Source organism: Labrys neptuniae (assembly GCF_040797145.1).
Lineage (GTDB): Bacteria > Pseudomonadota > Alphaproteobacteria > Rhizobiales > Labraceae > Labrys > Labrys neptuniae.
Genome location: NZ_JBFNQD010000006.1, coordinates 337,532 through 359,523 on the forward strand (window position 1 = coordinate 337,532; position 21,992 = coordinate 359,523).

At 64.0% G+C, this 21,992-nt stretch carries 17 protein-coding genes; 10 read left to right on the forward strand and 7 right to left on the reverse strand.

Annotated features, from left to right (window positions below; all coding sequences use genetic code 11):
• Window positions 1–15 precede the first annotated feature (15 nt).
• From ABXS05_RS19550 to ABXS05_RS19580, 7 genes are all read left to right on the forward strand, one after another.
• Window positions 16–1,158: an ABC transporter substrate-binding protein gene (locus ABXS05_RS19550; protein WP_367625083.1), complete on the forward strand. Its 1,143-nt coding sequence runs from the start codon at window positions 16–18 to the stop codon at window positions 1,156–1,158.
• A gap of 300 nt (window positions 1,159–1,458) precedes the next feature.
• Window positions 1,459–2,490 (forward strand): ABC transporter ATP-binding protein, encoded by a 1,032-nt coding sequence (locus tag ABXS05_RS19555; protein WP_367625084.1) that lies wholly within the window; start codon window positions 1,459–1,461, stop codon window positions 2,488–2,490.
• A complete protein-coding gene (locus tag ABXS05_RS19560; RefSeq protein WP_311932832.1) occupies window positions 2,490–3,431 on the forward strand; it encodes an ABC transporter permease in 942 nt (313 codons plus the stop codon). Before ABXS05_RS19555 ends, ABXS05_RS19560 begins: the two co-directional genes overlap by 1 nt.
• A gap of 219 nt (window positions 3,432–3,650) precedes the next feature.
• Window positions 3,651–4,457: an ABC transporter permease gene (locus tag ABXS05_RS19565; RefSeq protein ID WP_367625126.1), complete on the forward strand. Its 807-nt coding sequence runs from the start codon at window positions 3,651–3,653 to the stop codon at window positions 4,455–4,457.
• A 131-nt stretch (window positions 4,458–4,588) separates the two neighbouring features.
• Window positions 4,589–6,019: a gamma-aminobutyraldehyde dehydrogenase gene (locus ABXS05_RS19570; RefSeq protein ID WP_367625085.1), complete on the forward strand. Its 1,431-nt coding sequence runs from the start codon at window positions 4,589–4,591 to the stop codon at window positions 6,017–6,019.
• 343 nt (window positions 6,020–6,362) lie between these two features.
• Window positions 6,363–8,105, forward strand: coding sequence for a tetratricopeptide repeat protein (locus ABXS05_RS19575; protein WP_367625086.1), 1,743 nt, complete (start codon window positions 6,363–6,365; stop codon window positions 8,103–8,105).
• A 135-nt stretch (window positions 8,106–8,240) separates the two neighbouring features.
• Window positions 8,241–9,887 (forward strand): AMP-binding protein, encoded by a 1,647-nt coding sequence (locus tag ABXS05_RS19580; RefSeq protein ID WP_367625087.1) that lies wholly within the window; start codon window positions 8,241–8,243, stop codon window positions 9,885–9,887.
• Window positions 9,888–9,964: 77 nt separating this feature from the next.
• On the opposite strand, the gene ABXS05_RS19585 is transcribed toward ABXS05_RS19580, so the two are convergent.
• The 5 genes from ABXS05_RS19585 to ABXS05_RS19605 all read right to left on the reverse strand — a co-directional run bounded on the left by ABXS05_RS19585 (window position 9,965) and on the right by ABXS05_RS19605 (window position 15,917).
• Window positions 9,965–11,206 (reverse strand): amidohydrolase family protein, encoded by a 1,242-nt coding sequence (locus ABXS05_RS19585; RefSeq protein WP_367625088.1) that lies wholly within the window; start codon window positions 11,204–11,206, stop codon window positions 9,965–9,967.
• Between the two features lie 2 nt (window positions 11,207–11,208).
• Window positions 11,209–12,732, reverse strand: a complete 1,524-nt coding sequence (locus ABXS05_RS19590) for a gamma-glutamyltransferase family protein (RefSeq protein WP_367625089.1) — start codon at window positions 12,730–12,732, stop codon at window positions 11,209–11,211.
• A gap of 577 nt (window positions 12,733–13,309) precedes the next feature.
• On the reverse strand, window positions 13,310–13,585 hold the full coding sequence (sciP, locus tag ABXS05_RS19595; protein ID WP_068297942.1) for a CtrA inhibitor SciP: 276 nt from the start codon (window positions 13,583–13,585) through the stop codon (window positions 13,310–13,312).
• A gap of 129 nt (window positions 13,586–13,714) precedes the next feature.
• The gene (locus tag ABXS05_RS19600; RefSeq protein ID WP_367625090.1) at window positions 13,715–15,001 is read right to left on the reverse strand and encodes a chloride channel protein; all 1,287 of its coding nucleotides are present in this window, start codon (window positions 14,999–15,001) and stop codon (window positions 13,715–13,717) included.
• A gap of 136 nt (window positions 15,002–15,137) precedes the next feature.
• Window positions 15,138–15,917: a class I SAM-dependent methyltransferase gene (locus ABXS05_RS19605; protein ID WP_367625091.1), complete on the reverse strand. Its 780-nt coding sequence runs from the start codon at window positions 15,915–15,917 to the stop codon at window positions 15,138–15,140.
• Window positions 15,918–16,086: 169 nt separating this feature from the next.
• Here ABXS05_RS19605 and ABXS05_RS19610 point away from each other — a divergent pair, with 169 nt between their 5' ends.
• Both ABXS05_RS19610 and ABXS05_RS19615 read left to right on the forward strand, forming a co-directional pair.
• The gene (locus ABXS05_RS19610; RefSeq protein WP_367625092.1) at window positions 16,087–16,950 is read left to right on the forward strand and encodes an alpha/beta fold hydrolase; all 864 of its coding nucleotides are present in this window, start codon (window positions 16,087–16,089) and stop codon (window positions 16,948–16,950) included.
• 229 nt (window positions 16,951–17,179) lie between these two features.
• Window positions 17,180–18,751, forward strand: a complete 1,572-nt coding sequence (locus tag ABXS05_RS19615; protein WP_367625094.1) for a serine hydrolase — start codon at window positions 17,180–17,182, stop codon at window positions 18,749–18,751.
• Window positions 18,752–19,057: 306 nt separating this feature from the next.
• Here the strand turns inward: ABXS05_RS19615 and ABXS05_RS19620 are convergent, their stop codons facing one another.
• Window positions 19,058–19,918: a DMT family transporter gene (locus ABXS05_RS19620; RefSeq protein WP_367625095.1), complete on the reverse strand. Its 861-nt coding sequence runs from the start codon at window positions 19,916–19,918 to the stop codon at window positions 19,058–19,060.
• A gap of 26 nt (window positions 19,919–19,944) precedes the next feature.
• Window positions 19,945–20,472: a GNAT family N-acetyltransferase gene (locus tag ABXS05_RS19625; RefSeq protein ID WP_367625096.1), complete on the reverse strand. Its 528-nt coding sequence runs from the start codon at window positions 20,470–20,472 to the stop codon at window positions 19,945–19,947.
• A 108-nt stretch (window positions 20,473–20,580) separates the two neighbouring features.
• Here ABXS05_RS19625 and ABXS05_RS19630 point away from each other — a divergent pair, with 108 nt between their 5' ends.
• Window positions 20,581–21,987 (forward strand): aminotransferase-like domain-containing protein, encoded by a 1,407-nt coding sequence (locus ABXS05_RS19630; protein ID WP_367625097.1) that lies wholly within the window; start codon window positions 20,581–20,583, stop codon window positions 21,985–21,987.
• The last annotated feature ends 5 nt before the right edge of the window (window positions 21,988–21,992 follow it).

Genomic DNA, 21,992 nt, shown 5'->3' on the forward strand with positions numbered 1-21,992 from the left:
CAGAGGAAAAGCACCATGTCCAGGCTTAGATGGGTTGTGGCGTTGGCGGGTATTACGGCAGTGGCCGTACCGGCGCTCGCCAAGGAGATCGGCAAGGGGGAGGGCCAGCTCAACATCGTGGCATGGCCCGGCTATATCGAGCGCGGCGACACCGACAAGAGCTATGACTGGGTCACCGATTTCGAGAAGAAGACCAGCTGCAAGGTCAATGTGAAGACCGCCAGCACCTCCGACGAGATGGTCGCCCTGATGAACGAGGGAGGCTATGATCTCGTCACCGCGTCGGGTGACTCCTCCCTGCGCCTGGTCGCCGGCAAGCGCGTGCAGGAGATCGATACCTCGCTGATCCCGAGCTGGAAGACCGTCGACGAGCGCCTGCAGAACGCACCCTGGCACACGGTCGACGGCAAGCATTACGGCGTGCCCTATCAGTGGGGCCCCAATGTGCTGATGTACAACAGCGACGTGTTCAAGGAAGCGCCCAAGAGCTGGAGCGTGGTGTTCGAACCGCAGAACCTGCCGGACGGCAAGCCCAACAAGGGTCGCATCCAGGCCTATGATGGTGCCATCTACCTCGCTGATGCCGCCAATTACTTGATGAGCAAGAAGCCCGAGCTCGGCATCAAGGATCCCTATGAGCTCAACGAGGACCAGTACAAGGCGGTGCTCGAGCTGGTGCGCCAGCAGCATGCCCTGATCCAGCGTTATTGGCACGACGCCAACATCCAGGTCGACGACTTCAAGAATGAAGGCGTGGTCGCGTCCGGTTCCTGGCCCTTCCAGGTCAATCTGATGCGGGCCGACAAGAAGCCGATCGCCTCCACCGTGCCGGAAGAAGGGGCGACGGGCTGGGCCGATACCACCATGATGGCCGCCGATGCCGCCAATCCCAATTGCGCCTATATGTGGCTCGAACATTCGATCCAGCCCAAGGTTCAGGGCGATGTCGCCGCCTGGTTCGGCTCGCTTCCCTCCGTTCCGGCGGCCTGCAAGGGCAATGCGCTGCTGACCGATACGGGCTGCGCCACCAACGGTTTCGACAATTTCCCCAAGATCAAGTTCTGGCGCACCCCGGTGGCCAAATGCACCACGCAGAGCGCCTGCGTGCCCTATTACCGCTGGGTCACGGATTATATCGCCGTGATCGGCGGGCGTTGAGGCAGGCGCGCGCGACGAAGGCGCTTATTCGGAAATACTCGAAGTGCTACCTTTGTCATGCCCGGACTTGATCCGGGCATCCAACGGCCCCGCCCACAGCGCTCGGTGGGGGCTGGATTGCCGGGTCGAGCCCGGCAATGACAAAGGTCGAGCGGAAATCGCACTTTCTCCAGGGTATGCCGATCTGAAGATCGGCGTACCAGCGCTTCGCCTTTGTGCCCATGCGGGCCATGAAATTTTCGTCCAGATAGAGGCGGCTGAACCAGCCCAGGTTGCGTCTCCCGTCCTCGAGGTATCCTCATGGCTGTAACCAGCACCACTCCTGCCGTCTCGTTCCGCGGCGTCCAGCGCCATTTCGGCAGTGTGAAGGCGGTCGACGGCGTCGATCTCGACATCGCGCCCGGCGAATTCTTCGCCATGCTGGGGCCGTCCGGCTCGGGCAAGACCACCTGCCTGCGCCTGATCGCGGGCTTCGAGCAGCCGACCGGAGGCCATATCGAGATCTTCGGTGAAGCGGTGGAGGGCATGCCGGCTTATCGGCGCCCGGTCAACACCGTCTTCCAGGACTATGCCCTCTTTCCGCATTTCAACATTCTCGACAATGTCTGCTACGGCCTGATGATCCGCGGGGTCGCCAGGCAGGAACGCTACCGCCAGGGACGCGAGGCCCTTGCCATGGTCAAGCTCGCGGGCAAGGAAGACCGCCGGCCCGGCCAGCTTTCGGGCGGCCAGCGTCAGCGCGTGGCGCTCGCCCGCGCCTTGGTGGTCAGGCCCAAGGTTCTCTTGCTCGACGAGCCGCTCGGCGCTCTCGACCTCAAGCTGCGCGAAGAGATGCAAAGCGAGCTCAAAGCGCTGCAACGCTCCCTCGGCCTCAGCTTCGTCTTCGTCACCCACGACCAGGGCGAGGCCCTGTCCATGGCCGATCGCGTCGCCGTGTTCAACGAGGGGCGCATCGCCCAGGTCGGCAGTCCGCAGGACATCTATGAGCGGCCGCGCACCCGCTTCGTCGCTGATTTCGTCGGATCTTCCAATGTGATCGAGCCGGGCCAGACGCAGGGCTGGATCGGTGTGCGCAGCGCGGCCAGCCTGCGGCCGGAAAAGATCACCTTGCTGCCCCAGGGCGTGGGCGCCGCCGGCGATGCCGTGGTGGTGCCGGGCACCGTGACCCAGGTGCTCTATCATGGCGCCGTCAATCGCCTGGAACTGCGCACCGATGACGGCGCCCGCCTCAGCGCCGCCATTCCCGCCGCCATCGGCACGCCGCCGGAACAGGGAGCGGCCGTGCGCGTCAGCTTTCCACGCCAGGCGCTGCACCTGATGGAGGACGCGTGATGAGCCTCGCCACCCTTCAGGCCCCACGGGACGGCCTTCTGCGGCGCATCTCGGATGTGCTGGTCGCCCGGCGTGGGCTCTATCTCCTGCTCCTGTTGGTGCCGCCGCTGCTCTGGCTCGGCATCGTCTATCTCGGTTCGCTCTTTGCCCTCTTGGCGCAGAGCTTCTTTTCGATCGACGAGTTCTCCGGCACCATCGTGCGCGAGCCCTCGCTCAAGACCTATGGCGAATTGCTGTCGCCCTCCAATCTCGACATCATCATCCGCACGGTGAGCCTTTCGGCGGTGGTGACGCTGCTCTCCGCCGTGATCGCCTTCCCGATCGCCTATTATGCCGCCCGCTATGCCCGCGGGCGCATCAAGGCGCTGTTCTATATCGCGGTGATGATGCCGCTGTGGTCGAGCTATCTGGTCAAGGTCTATGCCTGGAAGCTACTTTTGGCCAAGGAAGGCGTGATCGGCTGGATCATGGCCAAGCTGGGCCTTGCATGGCTGCTGGAGGCCTGGCTGTCGCTGCCCATCCTCGGCGGCCCCTCGCTCTCGGTGAGCTATACCGGCATGGTGCTGGTGTTCCTCTATCTGTGGACGCCCTTCATGATCCTGCCGGTGCAGGCGGCGCTGGAGCGCGTGCCAGGCTCGCTGATCGAGGCCTCCGGCGATCTCGGCGCCAGTCCGGGCCAGACCTTTCGCAAGGTCATTCTGCCGCTGGCCTTTCCCGGCGTGGTGGCTGGGGCGATCTTCACCTTCTCGCTCACCCTCGGCGACTACATCGTGCCGCAGATCGTCGGACCGTCCTCGCTGATCCTCGGCCAGGTCGTCTACACCCAGCAGGGCACCGCAGGGAACATCCCGCTGGCCGCAGCCTTTTCGGTGGTGCCGGTGCTGATCATGGGCATCTTCCTCACCGTCGCCAAACGATTGGGGGCCTTCGATGCGCTGTGATCGCAAAGAGAGCGCGGGTATCGTGCCCATGAATGCTAGCTCAAGGCGCAAAGACGCAACGTCAGCCACCCCTTCTCCCCGTAAGAACGGGGCGAGGGGACTCCTATGTCGCGCTCTTTTGTCAGGCCCATCATCTCGTACGACCGGCGTATCGGTGCCCGCCGGCATTCGGCCTGCGGCAACTCTGTCGCCAGCTATCGGCGTTCCGGCGAGGGCACCATGACCGAGAACCACTCACCGCTGGGCCTGCGCCTTGCCGCTGCCGCCGGCCTGCTCTTCCTGCACCTGCCGCTTCTCTTTATCATCCTCTATGCCTTCACCACCGAGGAGCGCAGCTTCGAGTTCCCGCCGCCGGGCTACACGCTAAAGTGGTTCGGCGTCGCCTGGAACCGGCCCGATGTCTGGGCCGCGCTGGGGCTCTCGGTGAAGGTCGCGCTGGTCTCGACGATCCTCGCCATCATTCTCGGCACGCTGGCGGCGGCAGCCTTGTCGCGCACCAGATTTTTCGGCCGGGAAGCCATCTCGCTGCTGCTGATCCTGCCGATCGCCCTGCCGGGCATCATCACCGGCATCGCCTTGCGGGCCGCCTTCAACCTGGCCGACATACCCTTCTCCTATTGGACGATCGTGCTCGGCCACGCCACCTTCTGCATCGTGGTCGTCTATAACAATGCGGTGGCGCGTTTCCGCCGCTTGTCGCCTTCGCTGATGGAGGCCTCGATGGATCTTGGAGCCGACGGCTTCCAGACCTTCCGCCATGTCGTCCTGCCTTCGATCGGCACGGCCCTGCTGGCAGGCGGCATGCTGGCCTTCGCCCTGTCTTTCGACGAGGTGATCGTCACCACCTTCACCGCCGGCCAGCAGCAGACCCTGCCGATCTGGATGCTGTCGGAATTGATCCGGCCGCGCCAGCGCCCGGTCACCAATGTGGTGGCAGTGATCGTCATCCTCGTCACCGCCTTGCCGATCCTGGCCGCCTATTACCTCACCCGTGAAGGCGAGAGCGTCGCCGGCTCCGGCAAATGACCAAGCCTCTTGAGCAAGGTGCGATCTCTCAATCGCACCTTGCTCAAACTCTTTGTTTTGACACGTTTTCTTAAGCGAAAAGTCCGTCGACTTTTCTGGAAAACGCTTCTGGAATGCCCAAGGAGATCGCCATGCTCGATACCAAAATGCTGATCGGTTCGAAATTCGTGCCCGGCACCGAGGCGCCGGAAAAGGTGCTCAATCCCAAGACCGAGGAGACGCTGGTCGACCTCCCCGAGGCTTCCGTCGAACAGGTCGACGAGGCCGTGGAGGCGGCAGTTGCGGCTTTCGCCGGCTGGTCGCGCACCACCCCGGCCGAGCGCTCGGCCCTGCTGCTCAAGCTGGCTGATGCGATCGAGAAGGATGCCGAGGCCTATGCCACGCTGGAGGCGCTCAATTGCGGCAAGCCGCGCATCCGCGTGCTGCAGGACGAGATCCCCGGCGTCGTCGATTGCTTCCGCTTCTTCGCTGGCGCCGTGCGCAACATGCACGGGCTGGTCGCCGGGGAATATCTGGCCGGGCACACCTCGATGATCCGGCGCGATGCCGTCGGCGTGGTCGGCTCGATCGCACCCTGGAACTATCCCCTGATGATGGCAGCCTGGAAACTGGCGCCGGCCCTGGCGGGCGGCAACACCATCGTGATCAAGCCGTCCGAGCAGACGCCGCTGACCCTGCTCAAGCTCGCCACCAGCATTGCGGAGATCTTTCCGGAAGGCGTGGTCAATGTCGTGGTCGGGCGCGGCGAGAGCGTCGGCAATGCCCTGATCCATCATCCCAAGGTCGCGATGGTGTCGCTGACGGGTGATATCGCCACCGGCAAGAAGGTGCTGCAGGCGGCCGCCAAGACGGTCAAGCGCACCCATCTCGAGCTCGGCGGCAAGGCGCCGGTGATCGTGTTCGACGATGCCGATCTCGAGGCCGTGGTGGAGGGCGTCAAGCTGTTCGGCTATTACAATGCCGGCCAGGATTGCACCGCCGCCTGCCGCATCTATGCCGGCAGCAAGATCTACGACAATCTGGTGTCCGAACTCGCCGGTGCGGTAAAAGGGCTGAAATACAACCAGCCCAATGATGACGAGAACGATATCGGCCCGCTGATCTCGGCGCGCCAGCGTTCGCGCGTCGCCTCCTTCGTCGAACGCGCCACCGAGCACAAGCATATCGAGATCGCCACGGGTGGCCACCAGGCGGCCGGCAAGGGCTTCTTCTATGAACCCACCGTGGTCGCCGGGGCCCTGCAGAGCGACGAGATCGTGCGGCGCGAGGTGTTCGGGCCGGTGGTCTCGGTGACGCGTTTCGACGATGTCGAGGAAGCTCTCGGCTGGGCCAATGATTCCGACTACGGCCTGGCCTCCTCGGTGTGGACCCGCGACATTTCCAGGGGCATGCAGATGGCCTCGCGCCTGCAATATGGCTGCACCTGGGTGAACTGCCACTTCATGCTGGTGAGCGAGATGCCGCATGGCGGCGTCAAGTCCTCCGGCTATGGCAAGGACCTGTCGATGTATGCCCTGGAAGATTACACCGTGGCGCGCCACGTCATGGTGAAGATGGGCTGACGCTCGCTTTCGCAAACCGAGCGGGGATGTAATGCGGTCCACTTAGGCAGGAGCCACTGCGAGTTTGTCATAGCCGGGCTTGACCCGGCTACCCAGAAAGCCGCACGCACAAACCGTCGGGGAGTTGGATTGCCGGGTCAAGCCCGACAATGACAAAGGGCGAGCAGATTCGAAAATGCTTAAGTGAACCGCATTAGGGCAGGGATGGCCATGTCCCAGGCAAGGTCCGCCCCTTCCTTTTGGACAGCGATGCCGAGTTCGGGCATGGTCTGGTGTTGTGCATGGAACAGCCTGCGCAAGCCATTGATTTCATCATGCCTTTTTCATGAACGAGGTGATTGCCATGGAGCTCGGGAAACGGCTGATCCCGGCAGCGATACTGGTCGGTGCCTTGTGGGCAATGCCGACGATCGCGCCAGCCAGGACGGCACCGGCCACCGTCGAGGCGCTCTGGCAGAGTTGCCGGGCCATCGCAAAGGATCCGGCAGCCAGCGTCAAAGCCTGCACGCAGTTTCTCGATCTGCCCGAGGGACGGCGAGAGCAGTTTCGCACCTATGCCTTTTCCAACCGTGGCAACGCCTATGTCAGCCTGCAGCGCTATGACGAGGCGCTGGCCGATTTCGTCGAGGCGCTGCGCCTCGATGCGAGGAACGAGACGGCCTATGTCGGCCGTGGCAACGTGCATTTCTGGCGCGGCGAAAACGATCTCGCCCTCCAGGATTTCGGACAGGCCATCAAGCTCGATCCGCGGGATGCCAATCCTCATCACGGCCGCGGCAACGTCTATTTCAACCAGGGCCGCTACGAGGAGGCGATCAAGAGCTATAGCGAGGCGATCCGCATCAACCCGAAATTCTTCAACGCCTATAGCGGCCGCTCCAATGTCTACGCCGAACTCAAGCAGACCGACCGGGCAATTTCGGATCTCTCCCAGGCGCTCAAGCTCAATCCGACCTATGTCAATGCCCTCGTCAATCGCGGCAACAACTACGTACTCGCCAAGCGCTTCGACGAAGCGATCGCCGACTACGACCGTGCTCTGGCCCTCCAGCCGGATACCGTCCTCGCCTGGAGCGGGCGGGCCGGCGCCTATGGCCTGAAAAAGGACTATGAGCTCGCAATCGCCGATTTCACCAAGGCGCTGGACCTCGATCCTTCCTATCTCAACGCGCGTTACGGCAGGGGCCAGGCCTACAAGGAACTCGGCAAGCTCGACCTGGCCGCGGCGGATTTCCGCAACATCCTCGCCCAGAAGTCCGACTTCCTGAACACGCGCGACCTGCTGGCCGCCGTCGAGAAGTCCGGCGCGGTAGCATCCGTTCCGCCGTCCGGCGCCAATGTGGCGCCCATGGCCGGCGCGCTCGCGGCCATCAAGGCGCAGCGCCGCGTTGCCCTGGTGATCGGCAACGCCGCCTATCCGCAGGCTCCCCTTGCCAATCCCCACAACGATGCCGCCGATGTCAGCGCTCGCCTGAGCCAGCTCGGCTTCGAGGTGGTGACCGGCTACGACCTCACTCTCGCGGGCTTTTCCGACACGGTGGAGCGCTTCGTCGCCAAGGCGCAAGGCGCCGATGTCGCCGTCTTCTATTATTCCGGCCACGCCATGCAGGTGGATGGCGAGAACTGGCTGCTGCCTGTCGATACCAGGGTGCGCAGCCTGTTCGATGTCCAGCAGTTCAACGTGTCGCTGCAGCGCCTGCTGCAGACCGTGGATACGCAGGCCAAGACCACGCTGGTCTTTCTGGACGGCTGCCGCAACAATCCGTTTGCCGATGCCCTCAAGGCTCAGCTGAAGGCGCGGAATCGGGCCTATGCGGAGACGCGCGGGCTTGCCCGCATCACGGTCGATTCGCCCGATACGCTGGTGGTGTTCGCCACCCAGCCCAATGACGTGGCGGCGGACGGCACCGGGCGCAACTCTCCCTTCACCCGCGCCTTTCTCGACAATGTCGGCGCGCCGGGTGTGGAGGTCGAAACCCTGATGAAGAGGGTGACGGCCGAGGTGAAGGAGGCGACGGGGGACAAGCAGCGTCCGGAGCGCCTGTCGGGCTTGACCACGGAATTCTACTTCGTTCCCCCGAATTAATGTGCGTCCGTTTCGAGCCAGCTTGCCCGACGCGACAATTCCGTCATGATATCGTCAACCATAAACGGATTGGGAGGAATCATGACGGCGGTTTCGTCTGAGCAAAGGCCATGGTTGGCGGCCTATGACGGAGACATGAAACCGCATGTCGGGGAGGTGCCCTACAGATTGCTGGGCGACATGATCGTCCAGAGTGCGCGCGAGACCCCGCGCAAGACCGCCTACACCTGCGTCATGCCCAACGGAATGCATGGCTCGCTGAGCTTTGCCGAGGCCGATCGACTGTCGGATCAGTTCGCCGCCTATCTGCACGCCGAGCTGAAACTGCCGCCGGGCTCGCGCGTGGCCATCCAGGCGCCCAATGGGCTTGCCTATCCGGTGGTCGCTTTCGGCGTGTTCAAGGCAGGCTGCGTACTGGTCAACGTGAACCCGCTCTACCTGGCCGAGGAGGCGGGCGCTGTCTTCGCCGATGGCGGCATTTCGGTGCTGGTGGTGATCGACATGTTCGCCGACCGCACCGCCAAGACCCTCGCAACGGTGAAGGTGCCGCATGTGGTCCTGATCGGCGCGGCCGAATTCTTCCCGGGCTGGCCGCGTACCGTGATCGGCCTGGTGCAGAAACATGTACGCAAGGAGATTCCCGCCGCGACTTTCCCGCATATCCGCCTCAGGCAGGCCCTGGCACTCGGCCAGGCCAAGCTCGCGCGTGGCTTGAAGGTCGCGGACATCACCGCCGGCATGGACGCCTCGGCCACGGCCTGCCTGCAATATACCGGCGGCACCACCGGGGTGAGCAAGGGGGCCATGCTTACCCACCGCAACCTGGTCATGAATGTCCTGCAGGTGCTGGCCTTCGGGGGCGGCGCCTTCACGCGGGACGATGTGATCATGACGGCGCTGCCGCTCTATCACATCTTCGCCTTCACCGTGAATTTCCTCACCTTCACGGCGCGCGGCGCCCATGTGCTGATGGTGCCCAATCCGCGTCCCCTGAGCAATCTGCGCAAGGCTTTCGAGAAATATCCGGTCAGCTACATCACCGGCGTCAACACGCTCTATAACGGCCTGCTGAACGAGGCCTGGTTCACCGCCATGCCCAAGCCCCATCTCAGGGTCTGCATCGCCGGCGGCACGGCCCTGCAGGCTGCGGTCGCCGAGCGCTGGCACAAGGCCGTCGGCGTGCCGGTGGGGGAGGGCTACGGCCTGACCGAAACGTCGCCCGTCGTCTGCTTCAACCCGTTCGGGTCGGGGCATAATGGGGCTGTCGGCGTTCCCTTGCCGGATACCGATGTCAAATGTGTCGATGACGATTTCAACGAGGTGGCGCTCGGAATGCCCGGCGAACTCGCCGTGCGCGGGCCGCAGGTGATGGCCGGCTATTGGCGCCGCCCGGACGAGACGGCCAAGGTGATGCGCGGCGATTGGATCCTCACCGGCGACATCGCCGTGATGGATCAAGCCGGCTATTTCCGCATCGTCGACCGGCGCAAGGACATGATCCTGGTTTCGGGCTTCAACGTCTTCCCCAACGAGGTGGAGGACGTGCTGGCCAAGATGCCGGGGATCAAGGAAGCAGCGGTGATCGGCGTGCCAGACGGCGCGGCCGGCGAAGCACCCAAGGCCTTCGTGGTCAGGAGCGATCCCGCTTTGACGGTCGAGGCGGTGCGCGCCTATGCCAAGCAGCATCTCACCGGCTACAAGGTACCGAAATTCGTGGAATTCAGGGACGACCTGCCGAAATCCAATGTCGGCAAGATCCTGCGCAAGGACCTGCGGGGCTAGCAACAAGCGTTTCGGTCCAAATGCGCTTTGCTCCAGCTGGGGAATTCGACTGCCTCTGGCGTTGCAGCCCGGCGACATCAGTAATCTCGACGAATGATCTCCGGCCTCGTCGTACGGAATGTCGGGCGACCGCGCTTCCAGCCTCGTATCACGCGGCTGTTCTCGCGTATCGCCTGTTCGGGCGTCACGCAGTCGATCAGTACGATGTCGGCTGCCGCTCCAACCGATAGGCCGGATGCGCGCCGCATTCCGCGCGCTGCAAGGGGACCGATCATGTCAAAGACGAGCCGCAGATGCTCGGTGCGCGAAAGTTGAACGACATTGGCATAGAGGTTCGCCATGCGGAGGAGTGAGGCATCGCCAAATGGCGTGAAGGGGTTGAGAATATTGTTGGTGGCGATCGAGGCATTCACGCCCCTCAAGGCCAGAATATGAGTCGGAGCGACCCCACGCGGCACCAGTCGCTCATACTCGCGGCCATTTAGGAACAGGTCGGTGGCTGGTAGGGCCACCACTGCAATACCGGCCTCCCGGAGCCCTGTCGCGATCGCTTCAACCTCATGCAACGGCCGCGCCGAAAGGCTCGTCATGTGTCCGAGCGAAACGCGTCCCTGCCAACCGCGTCGTATCGTTTCCTTCAGGACGACGGGCAGATTGCTCTTTTCGGGTGCGAGATCGAAATCGAGATGGAAGTCGGCAGCGACGCCGTGCGCTTGCGCGAGGTCGAAGATCAGGCTGATTTGTCCAGCCGGATCGGGATCGGTGTAGGGAGCGCCACCCACCAGATCCGCTCCGCCCGCCAGGGCCTCGTTCAACAAACCTAGCGTTTCCGGCTCGTTGGTGAGCCCTTCCTGCGCGAAGGCGCAGATCTCGATATCGATGGCGAACGCGTAATCCCGGCGAACGCGTTTGACGGCTTCGAAGGAGCGCAAGCCGGCGCGCGGATCGACCTCGACGAAGCTGCGCATCGCCATGGTGCCTTGTATGATGGCCTGCTCGACGACGCCAGCGGCCCGTGCATAGACATCCGCCTCGGTGAAGGACGCCTTGGCTCTTGCCGTCTCGCGCACCGCCTCCGCCAAGGTACCCTCGCAGATGCGGCAGCGATCGAGGATACAGGCCTTGTCCAGATGGATGTGGCTGTCGACGAAGCCGCCGCAAGCCAGCGCACCGTCGGCGTCGACGATTTCAACCGCTTCACAGCGAAGTTCTCGCCCGATCGCGACGATCGCCTCATCCCGTATCGCCAAGTGAACCGGTTCCTCACTGGTCGGCAGGCGGGCATTGCGGATAAGCAGGTCGGCTGGGGGAATGTTCATCGTCAAAGACCGATCGCCCCGCCATCGCTGCGCGGATCATGTGCAGCGATGATCGTCCCGTCGGGTCGGAGGCGAATGATGCCGGCATGTCCGCCGAGTTGGCTGAAGGGTTCGATCCGGCCCACCTGATGTCCCCTGTCCGCAAGCTCGGCAAGGAGTAAATCTCCGGCATGGGCCTCTATCTTCAGGCTGTCGCGACTGTCCGAGAAGGTGCGTCCCAGAAGGAAACGCGGCCGGGATAGCGCCGCAAGCGGATCGAGCCCGTGGTCGATCAGCAGCGACAGCAGCAGAGCGAGGGTCTGCGGCTGTCCGTCGGCGCCTTGAGTGCCGTAGAGCAGGCAAGGACGCCCGTCCTTCAAGGCGATACCGGGGTTCAACGTGTAGAAGGGACGCTTGCCGGCCCTGATGCAGTTCGGGCTCGCCGGATCGAGGCTGAAGGCCGCGCCGCGGTTCTGCCACAGGATGCCGGTGTCGCCGGCGACGACGCCGCTGCCCCAGTCGAAATAAAGGCTCTGCAGCATGGCGACGCTCCTGCCCGCGCTGTCCGTCGCCGCCAGGAAGGCCGTGTCGGCGGTCTGGAAGGGGTGCGGCCAAGGCAACGCCCTGTCGAGATCGATCGAGCGTGCCTTCGCAGCCAACCGGCGCCCATCGAGCAACCGCGCGACATTCACGTCTGCGAAGGCGGGGTCGGCGATCGATGGGCGATCGAGGAAAGCCCGTTTCACGGCTTCCACGAGGAGGTGATAGAATTCGGCCGAGGCAGGGTCGAGCCGGCCCAGATCGAAGGAAGACAAGACGCCCATGATGGCAAGCGTCGTCGCGCCTTGCGTCGGCGGCGGCGGCGCAAGAAGGGTCACGTCGCGATAGCGTTGCATAAGCGGCTGCTCACGGAGTGTGCGGGTGCTGGCGAGATCCGCGGCAGTCAGGGGTGAACCGGCGGCCCGGAGGCCCGACGCGATGCGCGCGCCCAGCTCGCCTTCGTAAAACTCGCGCACGCCGCGATCGGCTATGGCGCGCAGCGAACTCGCCAAAGCCGGCTGGCGCTGTATGCCGTCCCGGGAGAAGATCTCTTGGAAGCCAGGCCATTGCGTGACCTCGCTTGCGCGGAAACGATGCCAGAATTCTTGAGAAGGACTGACGTCGAAGCCGTCCTGTGCCAGCGCGACGGCGTCGTCGAGCAGGCCGGTGATGGACAATCGGCCCTGCCAGTGGCTGTGGGAGTAGTCGAGGACTTGTCCCCAACTGTCGGCGAGGCACGCCGTCGTCATGGCCGAAAGCGGCCCGCGGAGCGGGATGGCAGGCAGATCGGGGATGAACCTCGCCGCCTGGCCGATACCCAGGAAGACGGTGGCAGAGCCCGCGCGATCGGCAACAAGCCAAACCGCGTCTCCGCCGAGACCACAAAAATGTGGATAGAGGACCGAGAGTGCCGCACTCGCGGCAACCAGCGCCTCGATGGCATTGCCCCCCTGTTCGAGGACCTTTGCCCCGGCCTCTGTGGCGAGCCAGTGCGGCGCGACGACCATGCCCCCGCTCGACGTCGCGTTGTCGCTGGGCCTTTGCCGTGGGACGGTCTTCATGCAATCGCCGCGATTGTGTGAACAGACCTCCAGTCAAGCAAGTTCCGGGCCATCTCTGGCGTAGGCGCGTCCGAACTCTTCCAGGCCCCGACGTCGGTGCACCCGGCGGAAATCCCCGCGATGGGCAGACGACAGCGAAGCGTTCGCAGCGCTGGACCGGCCAACCCAAGGCGTCCGGACGTTGTCTATTCGTGGCGTCGCTGGCGTCCGTCCTCGCTTCCGATCGGCCGGCCTGAGCGCTTTAAAGAGCGGGCGAGGACGCCAGCGTTTCCAGGAAGGTCATGTCCAGGAAGGTCATGCTTCGCCCGGTCGGCATCGTCGAGCCTTGGTATGACGCCAAGACCCTTTGTGCGGGGAGCATGAACCCGATCTCGCAGATCAACAGGCTATTATAGGCCGTGGAGATGTGGCGCGCCGCGCGACAAAAAAGAGCAGATTGCGGCTTTTGATCATCGCAACCTGCTCTTGGACTGTCGTATCCGCAGCAAGCGGAAAGAGCAGGCCGGAAGGCCTGATCCCGAGTCTACTGACGATAGTGCTGGATGCGCGTGGTACGCAAACCCGCCAGGCCGTGGCGGTCGATCGAGGCCTGCCAGGACAGGAATTCCTCGGTGGTCAGCACATAGCGGTTGCAGGCCTCCTCGAGGCTCAGAAGTCCGCCGCGCACGGCGGCCACCACTTCTGCCTTGCGCCGGATCACCCAGCGCTGGGTACCGGGAGGTGGCAGGTCCGCAACGGTCAGGGGGCTGCCGTCGGGGCCAATGACATATTTCACCCGAGGGCGAAGAGTTTCGGTCATGGGTACGCTCACACAATTCGAATGACCATGTGAGCTGCAGGCTAGGAGCGCTCGCTTAAAAATTGTTGAAGGAAATTCAGAAAAGTCATTGATCTCGCTTCGATCATTACAATTCGGCAACAAGCTGAATCAGGCCTTAACTTCGTCACCATCTGTCCGGTTGCCGGGCGCCAGGAAGGGTTTGGCCAGGGCGTGGTAGAGCTTTTCCCGGCAGATGAGGGCCGAGACCCCGTCGGCAATGATGGCGGCCGCGAGCAGGGGCAGCACCATGGCGCGGCTGTCCGACATTTCCGAAATAATGATGACGGCGGTGAGCGGAGCCCTGACCACACCGACGAAATAGCCGATCATGCCGAGAAGCACGATGGCGCCGAGCGGCTGATCGGGAAAGGCGAGGGCGATCAGATTGCCGACTCCCGCACCCGTGGCGAGCGAGGGTGCGAAAATCCCGCCCGGCACGCCGGACAGCACGGTGATCAGGCTCGAGAGGAACTTGGCCGGCCCGAACCAGAGGGGCTCGGCGTGGGATTCCACCAGCCGGCGGGCGACCTCATAGCCCGTGCCCCAGGTGGCGCCCTGGCTGAGTACGCCGAGGATTGCAACCAGGAGGCCGCAGACCAGGGCAAGGCGGATGGGACGGCGACGTAGCGCCGCAATCGGGGCGAGCGCCGTGGCGCCGAAGGCCAGGATCGCCCGCGAGAACAGGCCGCCGGTGATGCCGCCGATCACGCCGGCCAGCGGCGCGATGAGCAGGGCGGCGCCGAGCGGCAGCGCTTCGTGCACGGACCCGAAATAGATGTAGTCGCCGGCAATGCCCAGGCTGACCAGGCCCGAGATCATCACGGCCGCCATGGCCAGCAGAGCGAGGCGCTGGTGGTAGGAGGCCGCGAGTTCCTCGATGGCGAAGGCGATGCCGGCGAGCGGTGTGTTGAAGGCAGCGGAAACCCCTGCCGCCCCACCGGCAATGATCACCGCGGGCGACAGGTCGATCTTCAGCAGGCGATGCATGAAGGCCATGATTGCGGCGCTGATCTGCACCGTTGGTCCCTCGCGACCGACCGAAGCGCCGACCAGGATGGCGCCGACCGTCGCCGCGAATTTGAAGACGGCGACCTTCATGGAGATCAGGCCGGTTGCAACGGCATGACGGGGATCGCGGGCGCCGGCACTTATCTGGGGAATGCCGGAGCCCCGCGCTGCGGGAGCGAAACGACGCGTGAGCCAGGCCAGGAGAGCGAGCCCGAGGGGCGTCACCACCAGTGGCGCATAGGGAGCTTTGGCTACCATCAGCTCGAACAGCTTCGCGGCCTGGTCGGCTGTCCAGGTGAAGGCAAGGGCGACGAGGCCGAGAACGACGGCGCCGATGGTCGTGGCGGTGCGGCGACGCAGCAATATTGGAAGATCGTCAGGAATCATCGGGCAAGCAAAGTCCTTTGCGTCCCTTCTACACCGCCGGGGCCTTGCGACGGCAAGCAAGAATGGCGGATCGTTCTGCAAGGCGCCCTGGCTGGCGCGGGCTGGGGGCAAATTGCCCCTCACCCTGTCATTTCCACTAATCCCTCGCCCGTTCGGCGCTGATGATCCAGGCGCGCGAGTCGAAAAGCACGCCCTCGGCCGTCATATGGGCGTCCAGCAGATCTCGAAGCCGCTGCAGGGGCCGATCCGGTGGTTCGTCCGTGCGCGCGAGCGCGTCCTTCACCAGATAGAGGCCGGCGATGGCATCGAAGGCGGCATCGACATTCGGCCCGTAGAAGACCGGCTCGTTCACTTCAGCGAAGTCGATCGAGGTGAAGCCGGCGGTGCGGAGAAGCGCCGTGGCCACTGCAGGATCCCCGAGTGAAAACGGCTTGCCGGCATCGACGGAAATCACCCCTCCCGGAGCCAGTGCCTGCCTGATGGCGCCCGACCACCTGTTGCGCTCCTGGCTTTGCCACACCATCCATGCCAGGCGCGCACCGGGGCGCAGGGCCCGCGCGATATTGGCGAAGGCGGCGGCCGGATCGGCAAAGAACATCACGCCGAACCGGCTGATGCACAAATCGAAGACGGCAGCCGGAAAGGCATGGTGTTGTGCGTCGCCCTGTTCGAAGGCGACGTTCCTCAAGCCCGCCTCCAGGCTGCGTTGTCGCGCAATCGCGAGCATCTCGGCGGACGTATCGACGCCGACGACACCCGCTTCCACCGCGATGCTGGCGGCTTCGCGCGTGGTCTGGCCGGCACCGCAACCAATATCGAGCACCCGGTCGCCTGGGCCGACACTGGCGGCGGCCCGTAAATGGCGATTATGCCGGGACAATTCCGCGTCGTAGAAATCGGCACAGTCCAACGCCATGAGGTCCATCCGGTTCTGTCGTGGCTATGAGAAGCGCATCCCGCTGCCGAATACTGGACGGCCCGAAGGCCGGAGCATACCAGGTCCTTCGCCACAAACTGATTGCATAATAGGATCAGATATGCAATGTCGAATCCAGTTGCGATATGCAAGCAGAAGGATGGTGTATATGGAATGGGCCGGATCATCCCGCGTCACCGAGAAATCGGTCGCAGTCAAAGGCGCGAAACTTCAGACGCAGGCTTTCGGCGCGCCATCCAGCCCGCCCATCGTGCTGATCATGGGGATGATGTCCTCGATGCTGTGGTGGCCGGAGAGGTTCTGCCGGGACCTGGCCGCTCAGGGACATTATGTGATCCGATACGACCAGCGCGACACCGGCCTCGCCACCCACTATCCGCAAGGCGAACCCGGCTACTCTTTCAGCGATCTGGCCGACGACGTCATGGCGGTTCTCGACGGCTATGGCCTGGAAGCGGCGCATCTGGTCGGCATGTCGATGGGTGGTTTCGTCGCGCAGGAGACCGCATTGCGCCATTCCCGCCGCGTGCTTACGCTCACGCTGATCAGCACCTCGCCGCTCGCGGTCGAGGGACTGCCGCCTTCGACCAAAGCCTATCGGGAGCATTCCGCGGCGGGCGAGGCAGTCGACTGGTCCGATCTCGGGGCCATCGCCGATTTCCTGCGCCGCGATGCTGCCATGCTCGCCGGCACCAGGCATCCGCATGATGCCGAAGCCGTCAGTGCGCTGATTGCGCGCGACATGGCTCGGGCGCCGTCATTTGCCAGCGCCACCAACCATTTCGCGCTGGTGGGCGGGGAGGAACCCGCAAGGCTGAAAGCCTCCGATCTCACGATAGCGGTTCTTGCGATCCACGGTACGGCCGATCCCTTGTTTCCCATTGCCCATGGAGAGGCCTTCACCAAGGCCGTGCCGAATGCGCGGTTGCACCGGATCGAAGGCGGCGGGCACGAAATCCACGACCGGGACATCGACGAGATGGTGCAAGCTATCGCCCATCATGCGACATAACGCATGTCCGGGAGGGCAGTCGCGCCCATCTTTCACGCGTTGAATTCGTAGTAAATTTCGTACAGCGAACCGTGCTGATCGAATACAGCTTGGCGGGCTATTTCACGCTGGCAAAAATAAACTGAAAAGGGCAGGGTGGTCGGAGTCTTTCTCATGTCATCGGAAGAATTCGGCGATGCCTATATGTCACCAGGGTAGTAAAGTTCGCTCTCGGTTGCGGCATTCGCTGATGACAGCCGTCGTCGCCGGTTCGACGATGCTGTCGGCTATGGCGGTCGCTCAGTCGCTCAAGCCGGAGATCGGGCCGTCGCCGCCCGAGGATGCCATGCCGCTCTACAAGGGCGGCGTCGAGAAGGCGATCGCCGGCTTGCCTGAGATCGTTCGTGACGTCAGGGCTCAGTCACATGTCCCCGGTATCGCCGTGGCGGTCGTGCACGGCGGCAAGACCGTGTTCGCAAAGGGATACGGCGAACGCGTCAAGGACGACAAAACCCAGCCGGTCGATGAATTCACGGTGTTCCAGGTCGCGTCGGTCTCCAAGTCCATTTCCGCCACGATCGCCGCGATCGCGATGACCAAGGGCACCATGGCCGGCAAGGCCATCAGTTGGGACGATCGCGTCCGCACCTATCTGCCCGGCTTCCTGCTTGGCAACGACTATGTCTCGAATCAGGCCACCATCGGGGATTTCTTCGCCCATCGTTCGGGCCTGCCGGAAGCGGCCGGGGACGATCTGGAGGATCTTGGCTTTGAGCGGAGGGACATCATCCCGCGACTCCGGCTGATGCCGCTCGACCCCTTCCGGACCTCCTATCATTATGCCAATTACGGTACGACGATCGGGGCCGAGGCAGTCGCCGCCGCCATGGGCGAGCGCTGGGAGGCCCTGGCCGATCGGCTGCTCTTCCAGCCTCTGGGCATGCGGTCGACCAGCTATCTTCACAAGGATTTCCTGGCACAACGGAACCGTGCCGTTCTGCATGCCTTCGAGGGTGGTGAGTTCAAGGCCCGCTATGATCGCGATCCCGACCAGCAGGCGCCGGCGGGCGGGGTTTCCTCCAATGTCACGGAACTGGCGAAGTGGCTGCAATTGCTGCTCGCGGGCGGCAAATATGGCGGCGAAACGCTGATGGCGCCCAAGGCCATCCTGCCGGCGCTGACGCCCCAGGCGGTGGGCGGGCGCGGCGAGACGCTCGATGCGCGCACCAGCTTCTACGGCTATGGCTTCAATGTGAACGTCAATGCCAATGGTCGGACCTCCATGGGCCATTCGGGCGCGTTCCTGCTGGGGGCGGGCACCACCTTCCAGATCCTGCCTTCGGCCGATGTCGGCATCGTGGTCCTGACAAATGGCGCGCCGATCGGCGCCGCCGAGGCCATCGCAGCCCGCTTCATGGACATCGTGCAATATGGCGAGGAAACGCGGGACTGGTATACCCTAATGCATCAGCACATGATGGGCTTTTTCAAGCCGATCGGCGACCTCGTGGGCGAGGCTCCGCCAGCCCATCCCAAACCAGCCAGGCCGCTTGCCAGTTACGCCGGCGCCTATGCGAGCCCTTATTTCGAGGTCGGTACGGTGCAGGTCGAGGGTGACCATCTGGTCCTGCTGCTCGGCCCGCGCCCGATGAAATTCCCTCTCCGCCACTGGGATGGCGATGTCTTTGCCTTGAAGCCCGACGGCGAGAATGCGCCGGAGGGTTCCTTGTCTTCAGTCAAGTTCCAGGGCGAGGGAAGTAGCCCGAGGACGATGGTAGTCAACTACCTGAATGCCGAGGGCCAGGGCAGTTTCAGCCGATGATCGGCTCTCCGTTCCCGCTCTGACCGCCCCAAAAAAGCCCGCTGGACAGCGGGCCTATAGCGTTTTGCGATTTGACGGAGTCACCAAGAATCGCAAAGACGCGTTCACATTTGAACGCGTTTTGCTCCGGAGCATCGTCCCGAAAAGTGGAGGCCGGTGTTCGGCAGGACCGATGCGACAACAAGAAACGACAGCATCAGACTCGATTCCGAAATCGAGTCTGATGCTGTCGGTACGAAAATCACGCTTTCCGGGGCATACCGCCGCGGGGGAAGCGGCGGGATCGTGTCGGCCATGGCGCGCGCATCAGGCATAGCGCTTGGCGCCGGCGACGCAGATCACCACGCCGGCGGCCACGGCCCACACCGCCAGGCCGACCTGTTCGTGCAGCAGCAAGGCCGCGAGAGCCAGCGACATGAAGGGCTGCAGCAATTGCAACTGGCCAACGGCGGCGATGCCACCCTGGGCAAGGCCACGATACCAGAACACGAAGCCGATCAGCATGGAGAACAGCGAGACATAGACGAGGGCCGAAAGGGCCGGCCAGCCGATGGCGCCGAGATCGGCAGGCAGCCACCAGATCGCCAGCGGCAGCATCACCGGCAGCGACAGGATGAGAGCATAGGAGATCACCTGCCAGCCGCCGAGATCGCGCGACAGCCGGGCGCCTTCGGCATAGCCGAGGCCGCACACCAGGATGGAGGCCACCATCAGCCCATCGCCCCAGGCATTGCCGGCGGCACCCTGGCTCAACGCATAGGCGGCCACCATGGCGGCCCCGGCGATCGAGAACACCCAGAAGCCCAGGCGAGGACGCTCGCCACCCCGCAGCACCCCGAAAATGGCGGTGGCGAGCGGCAGGAGCCCGATGAAGACGGTGGCGCGCGAGGAGGTGATACTTTGCAGGGCAAGCGCGGTCAGCAGGGGAAAGCCGACCACGCAGCCGATGGCGACCAGGCTCAAGGAACCCAGTTGCGAGGCGCGTGGCCATTTCTGCTTGAGGACGACGAGGAGGGCGATGCCAAGGAGGCCGGCGATGGCGGCGCGGGCCGTGGTCAGGAAGAGCGGCGTCAGGTCATGCACCGCGACGCGGGTGGCCGGCAGCGATCCGGAGAAGATTGCCACGCCCAGGAAGCCGTTGAGCCAGCCTGCCGACTTGTCGTCCATTTTTGTTTCTTTCGTATTTCGTTTCGTCAGCCGGCAATGCCGCGGACATAGAATTTCGTGTCGACCGCCATGATCGGGAAGCTGGCGGGCAGATGGTGCCGGGCGATCTCGGCAAAGCCGTTCTTCTCGTAGAATCGGTGGGCAGCCAGGAATTTAGCCGTGGTTCCCAGGAAGACTTCCTCGACGCCGCGTTCGCGCGCTTCGGCCAGGAGATGGTCGAGCAGGCGCGAGGCCACGCCATGAGGCCGGCCGCGATAGGGGGCGGCCACGAACATCTTGCGCAACGCGGCCTGTGGTCTGTCTGCCCGCCCCAGGTCGACATCCTTCATGCTGATATCCTTCAAGCCGATCGTGCCGATGACGGCTCCCTCATGCTCGGCGACCCAGAACCCGCCGCAGCCGGTCTGATAGAAGGCGTCGATCCCCAGCAGATCCGGCTGGTCGCCCGCCGTGATCTCGATGCCGAATTCCTCTCGCTGAATGGGGAGGATGACGCCGAGCACGCCATCCTGGTCGGCCGGCTCGAATTGTCTGATCCTGATGGCAGTCGTCATGGGGAAACCTTCGAATATTTCGGTTTCTTGTCCCAGAACTGCGCTGGCGCCGACAGGGACAGACCGGTACAATCGATCTGAACTGTACTGGGTCATGGAGAGGTACGGATGCTGGACCAAATCGGTGGTTCGACCCTGATCGAGGCGACGATGGCGGAGATACGCCGGCTGATTGCCATGGCGCCCGGCGCGCGCCTGCCTTCCATCCGCCGGCTGGCCGAACGGCAGGGCGTATCGAAATCGACCGTCGTCGAGGCCTATGACCGGCTGGTCGCGCAGGGCGCCGTGGCGGCGCGGCCGGGCTCGGGCTTTTTTGCTGCCGGTCGCATCCGCCCCTTCGCCTTGGCGGAGAGCGGACCGAGCCTTGACCGTGCCATCGATCCGCTCTGGATCTACCGGCAGTCCCTGACCCAGCAGACGAGTGCGCTGCATCCCGGCTGCGGCTGGCTGCCCGATTCCTGGCTGCCCGAGGACATGGTGCGGCGCGGGCTTCGTGCCGTGGCGCGCGACGAGAGCGCCAATATCTCGACCTATAGCGTGCCCCAGGGGCTGCGGCCACTCCGTGAGCATCTGGCCCGCCGTTTCACGGAGCGGGGCCTGGAAGTGGAGCCTGCCGCCATTCTACTGACCGATTCGGGCTCGCGCGCCATCGACCTGGTCTGCCGTTTCCTGATCCAGCCCGGTGACGTCGTGCTGGTGGACGATCCTTGCTATTTCAACTTCCAATCGCTGCTGCAGGCGCAGCGTGCCCGCATTATCGGTGTGCCCTACACCCGCCAGGGTCCCGATCTCGAGCATTTCGCCAGCCTGTGCGCCGAGCATCGTCCCAAGCTCTATCTGACCAATGCCGTCCTCCATAATCCCACCGGCGCGACGGTGAGCGTGGGAACCGCCCACCGCCTCTTAAAACTGGCCGAGCAGCATGATTTCATCCTGGTCGAGGACAATATCTTCGCCGATTTCGAAGCCCGGCCTTCACCGAGCCTGGCGGCGCTCGACGGTTTCGAGCGCGTCATCCATCTCGGCAGCTTCTCAAAGACGCTGACGGCGGCCTTGCGCTGCGGCTATATCGTGGCACGGGCCGACTGGATCGAAGGACTGACGGATCTGGCGCTCGCCACCGGCATCGGCTGCAGCGATGTCGCGGCCCAGACCACGCTGCGCCTGCTGACCGATGGCAGCTACCGTCGCCATCTCGACAGTCTGCGCCCGCGGTTGGCCAAGGCAATGGCCGCAACGGCGGAAAGACTGGAGGGCTGCGGGCTGCGCCTGTGGCTCGAGCCGCAGGCCGGCATGTTCCTGTGGGCCGAACTGCCCGAGGGCTTGGATTCGGCGGTGATCGCACGCAAGGCCCTGGAGCGGGACGTGGTGATGGCCCCCGGCAACGTCTTCAGCGTCTCGCGCAACGCCGCTCGCTTCCTGCGCTTCAACGTGGCCCAGTCGGCCGACAAGCGCATTTTCGATGTCCTCGCCGCAGTGATGGAGAAGACGGCAACACTGTCCGGGGGTGCGTGATCTCC

What these genes read in the sequence shown, in the direction of transcription:
- ABXS05_RS19550 (WP_367625083.1), top strand. Translation starts at nt 16, where the DNA reads ATGTCCAGGCTTAGATGGGTTGTGGCGTTGGCGGGTATTACGGCAGTG.
- ABXS05_RS19555 (WP_367625084.1), top strand. Translation starts at nt 1,459, where the DNA reads ATGGCTGTAACCAGCACCACTCCTGCCGTCTCGTTCCGCGGCGTCCAG.
- ABXS05_RS19560 (WP_311932832.1), top strand. Translation starts at nt 2,490, where the DNA reads ATGAGCCTCGCCACCCTTCAGGCCCCACGGGACGGCCTTCTGCGGCGC.
- ABXS05_RS19565 (WP_367625126.1), top strand. Translation starts at nt 3,651, where the DNA reads ATGACCGAGAACCACTCACCGCTGGGCCTGCGCCTTGCCGCTGCCGCC.
- ABXS05_RS19570 (WP_367625085.1), top strand. Translation starts at nt 4,589, where the DNA reads ATGCTCGATACCAAAATGCTGATCGGTTCGAAATTCGTGCCCGGCACC.
- ABXS05_RS19575 (WP_367625086.1), top strand. Translation starts at nt 6,363, where the DNA reads ATGGAGCTCGGGAAACGGCTGATCCCGGCAGCGATACTGGTCGGTGCC.
- ABXS05_RS19580 (WP_367625087.1), top strand. Translation starts at nt 8,241, where the DNA reads ATGAAACCGCATGTCGGGGAGGTGCCCTACAGATTGCTGGGCGACATG.
- ABXS05_RS19585 (WP_367625088.1), bottom strand. Translation starts at nt 11,206, where the DNA reads ATGAACATTCCCCCAGCCGACCTGCTTATCCGCAATGCCCGCCTGCCG.
- ABXS05_RS19590 (WP_367625089.1), bottom strand. Translation starts at nt 12,732, where the DNA reads ATGGTCGTCGCGCCGCACTGGCTCGCCACAGAGGCCGGGGCAAAGGTC.
- sciP (WP_068297942.1), bottom strand. Translation starts at nt 13,585, where the DNA reads ATGACCGAAACTCTTCGCCCTCGGGTGAAATATGTCATTGGCCCCGAC.
- ABXS05_RS19600 (WP_367625090.1), bottom strand. Translation starts at nt 15,001, where the DNA reads ATGATTCCTGACGATCTTCCAATATTGCTGCGTCGCCGCACCGCCACG.
- ABXS05_RS19605 (WP_367625091.1), bottom strand. Translation starts at nt 15,917, where the DNA reads ATGGCGTTGGACTGTGCCGATTTCTACGACGCGGAATTGTCCCGGCAT.
- ABXS05_RS19610 (WP_367625092.1), top strand. Translation starts at nt 16,087, where the DNA reads ATGGAATGGGCCGGATCATCCCGCGTCACCGAGAAATCGGTCGCAGTC.
- ABXS05_RS19615 (WP_367625094.1), top strand. Translation starts at nt 17,180, where the DNA reads ATGACAGCCGTCGTCGCCGGTTCGACGATGCTGTCGGCTATGGCGGTC.
- ABXS05_RS19620 (WP_367625095.1), bottom strand. Translation starts at nt 19,918, where the DNA reads ATGGACGACAAGTCGGCAGGCTGGCTCAACGGCTTCCTGGGCGTGGCA.
- ABXS05_RS19625 (WP_367625096.1), bottom strand. Translation starts at nt 20,472, where the DNA reads ATGACGACTGCCATCAGGATCAGACAATTCGAGCCGGCCGACCAGGAT.
- ABXS05_RS19630 (WP_367625097.1), top strand. Translation starts at nt 20,581, where the DNA reads ATGCTGGACCAAATCGGTGGTTCGACCCTGATCGAGGCGACGATGGCG.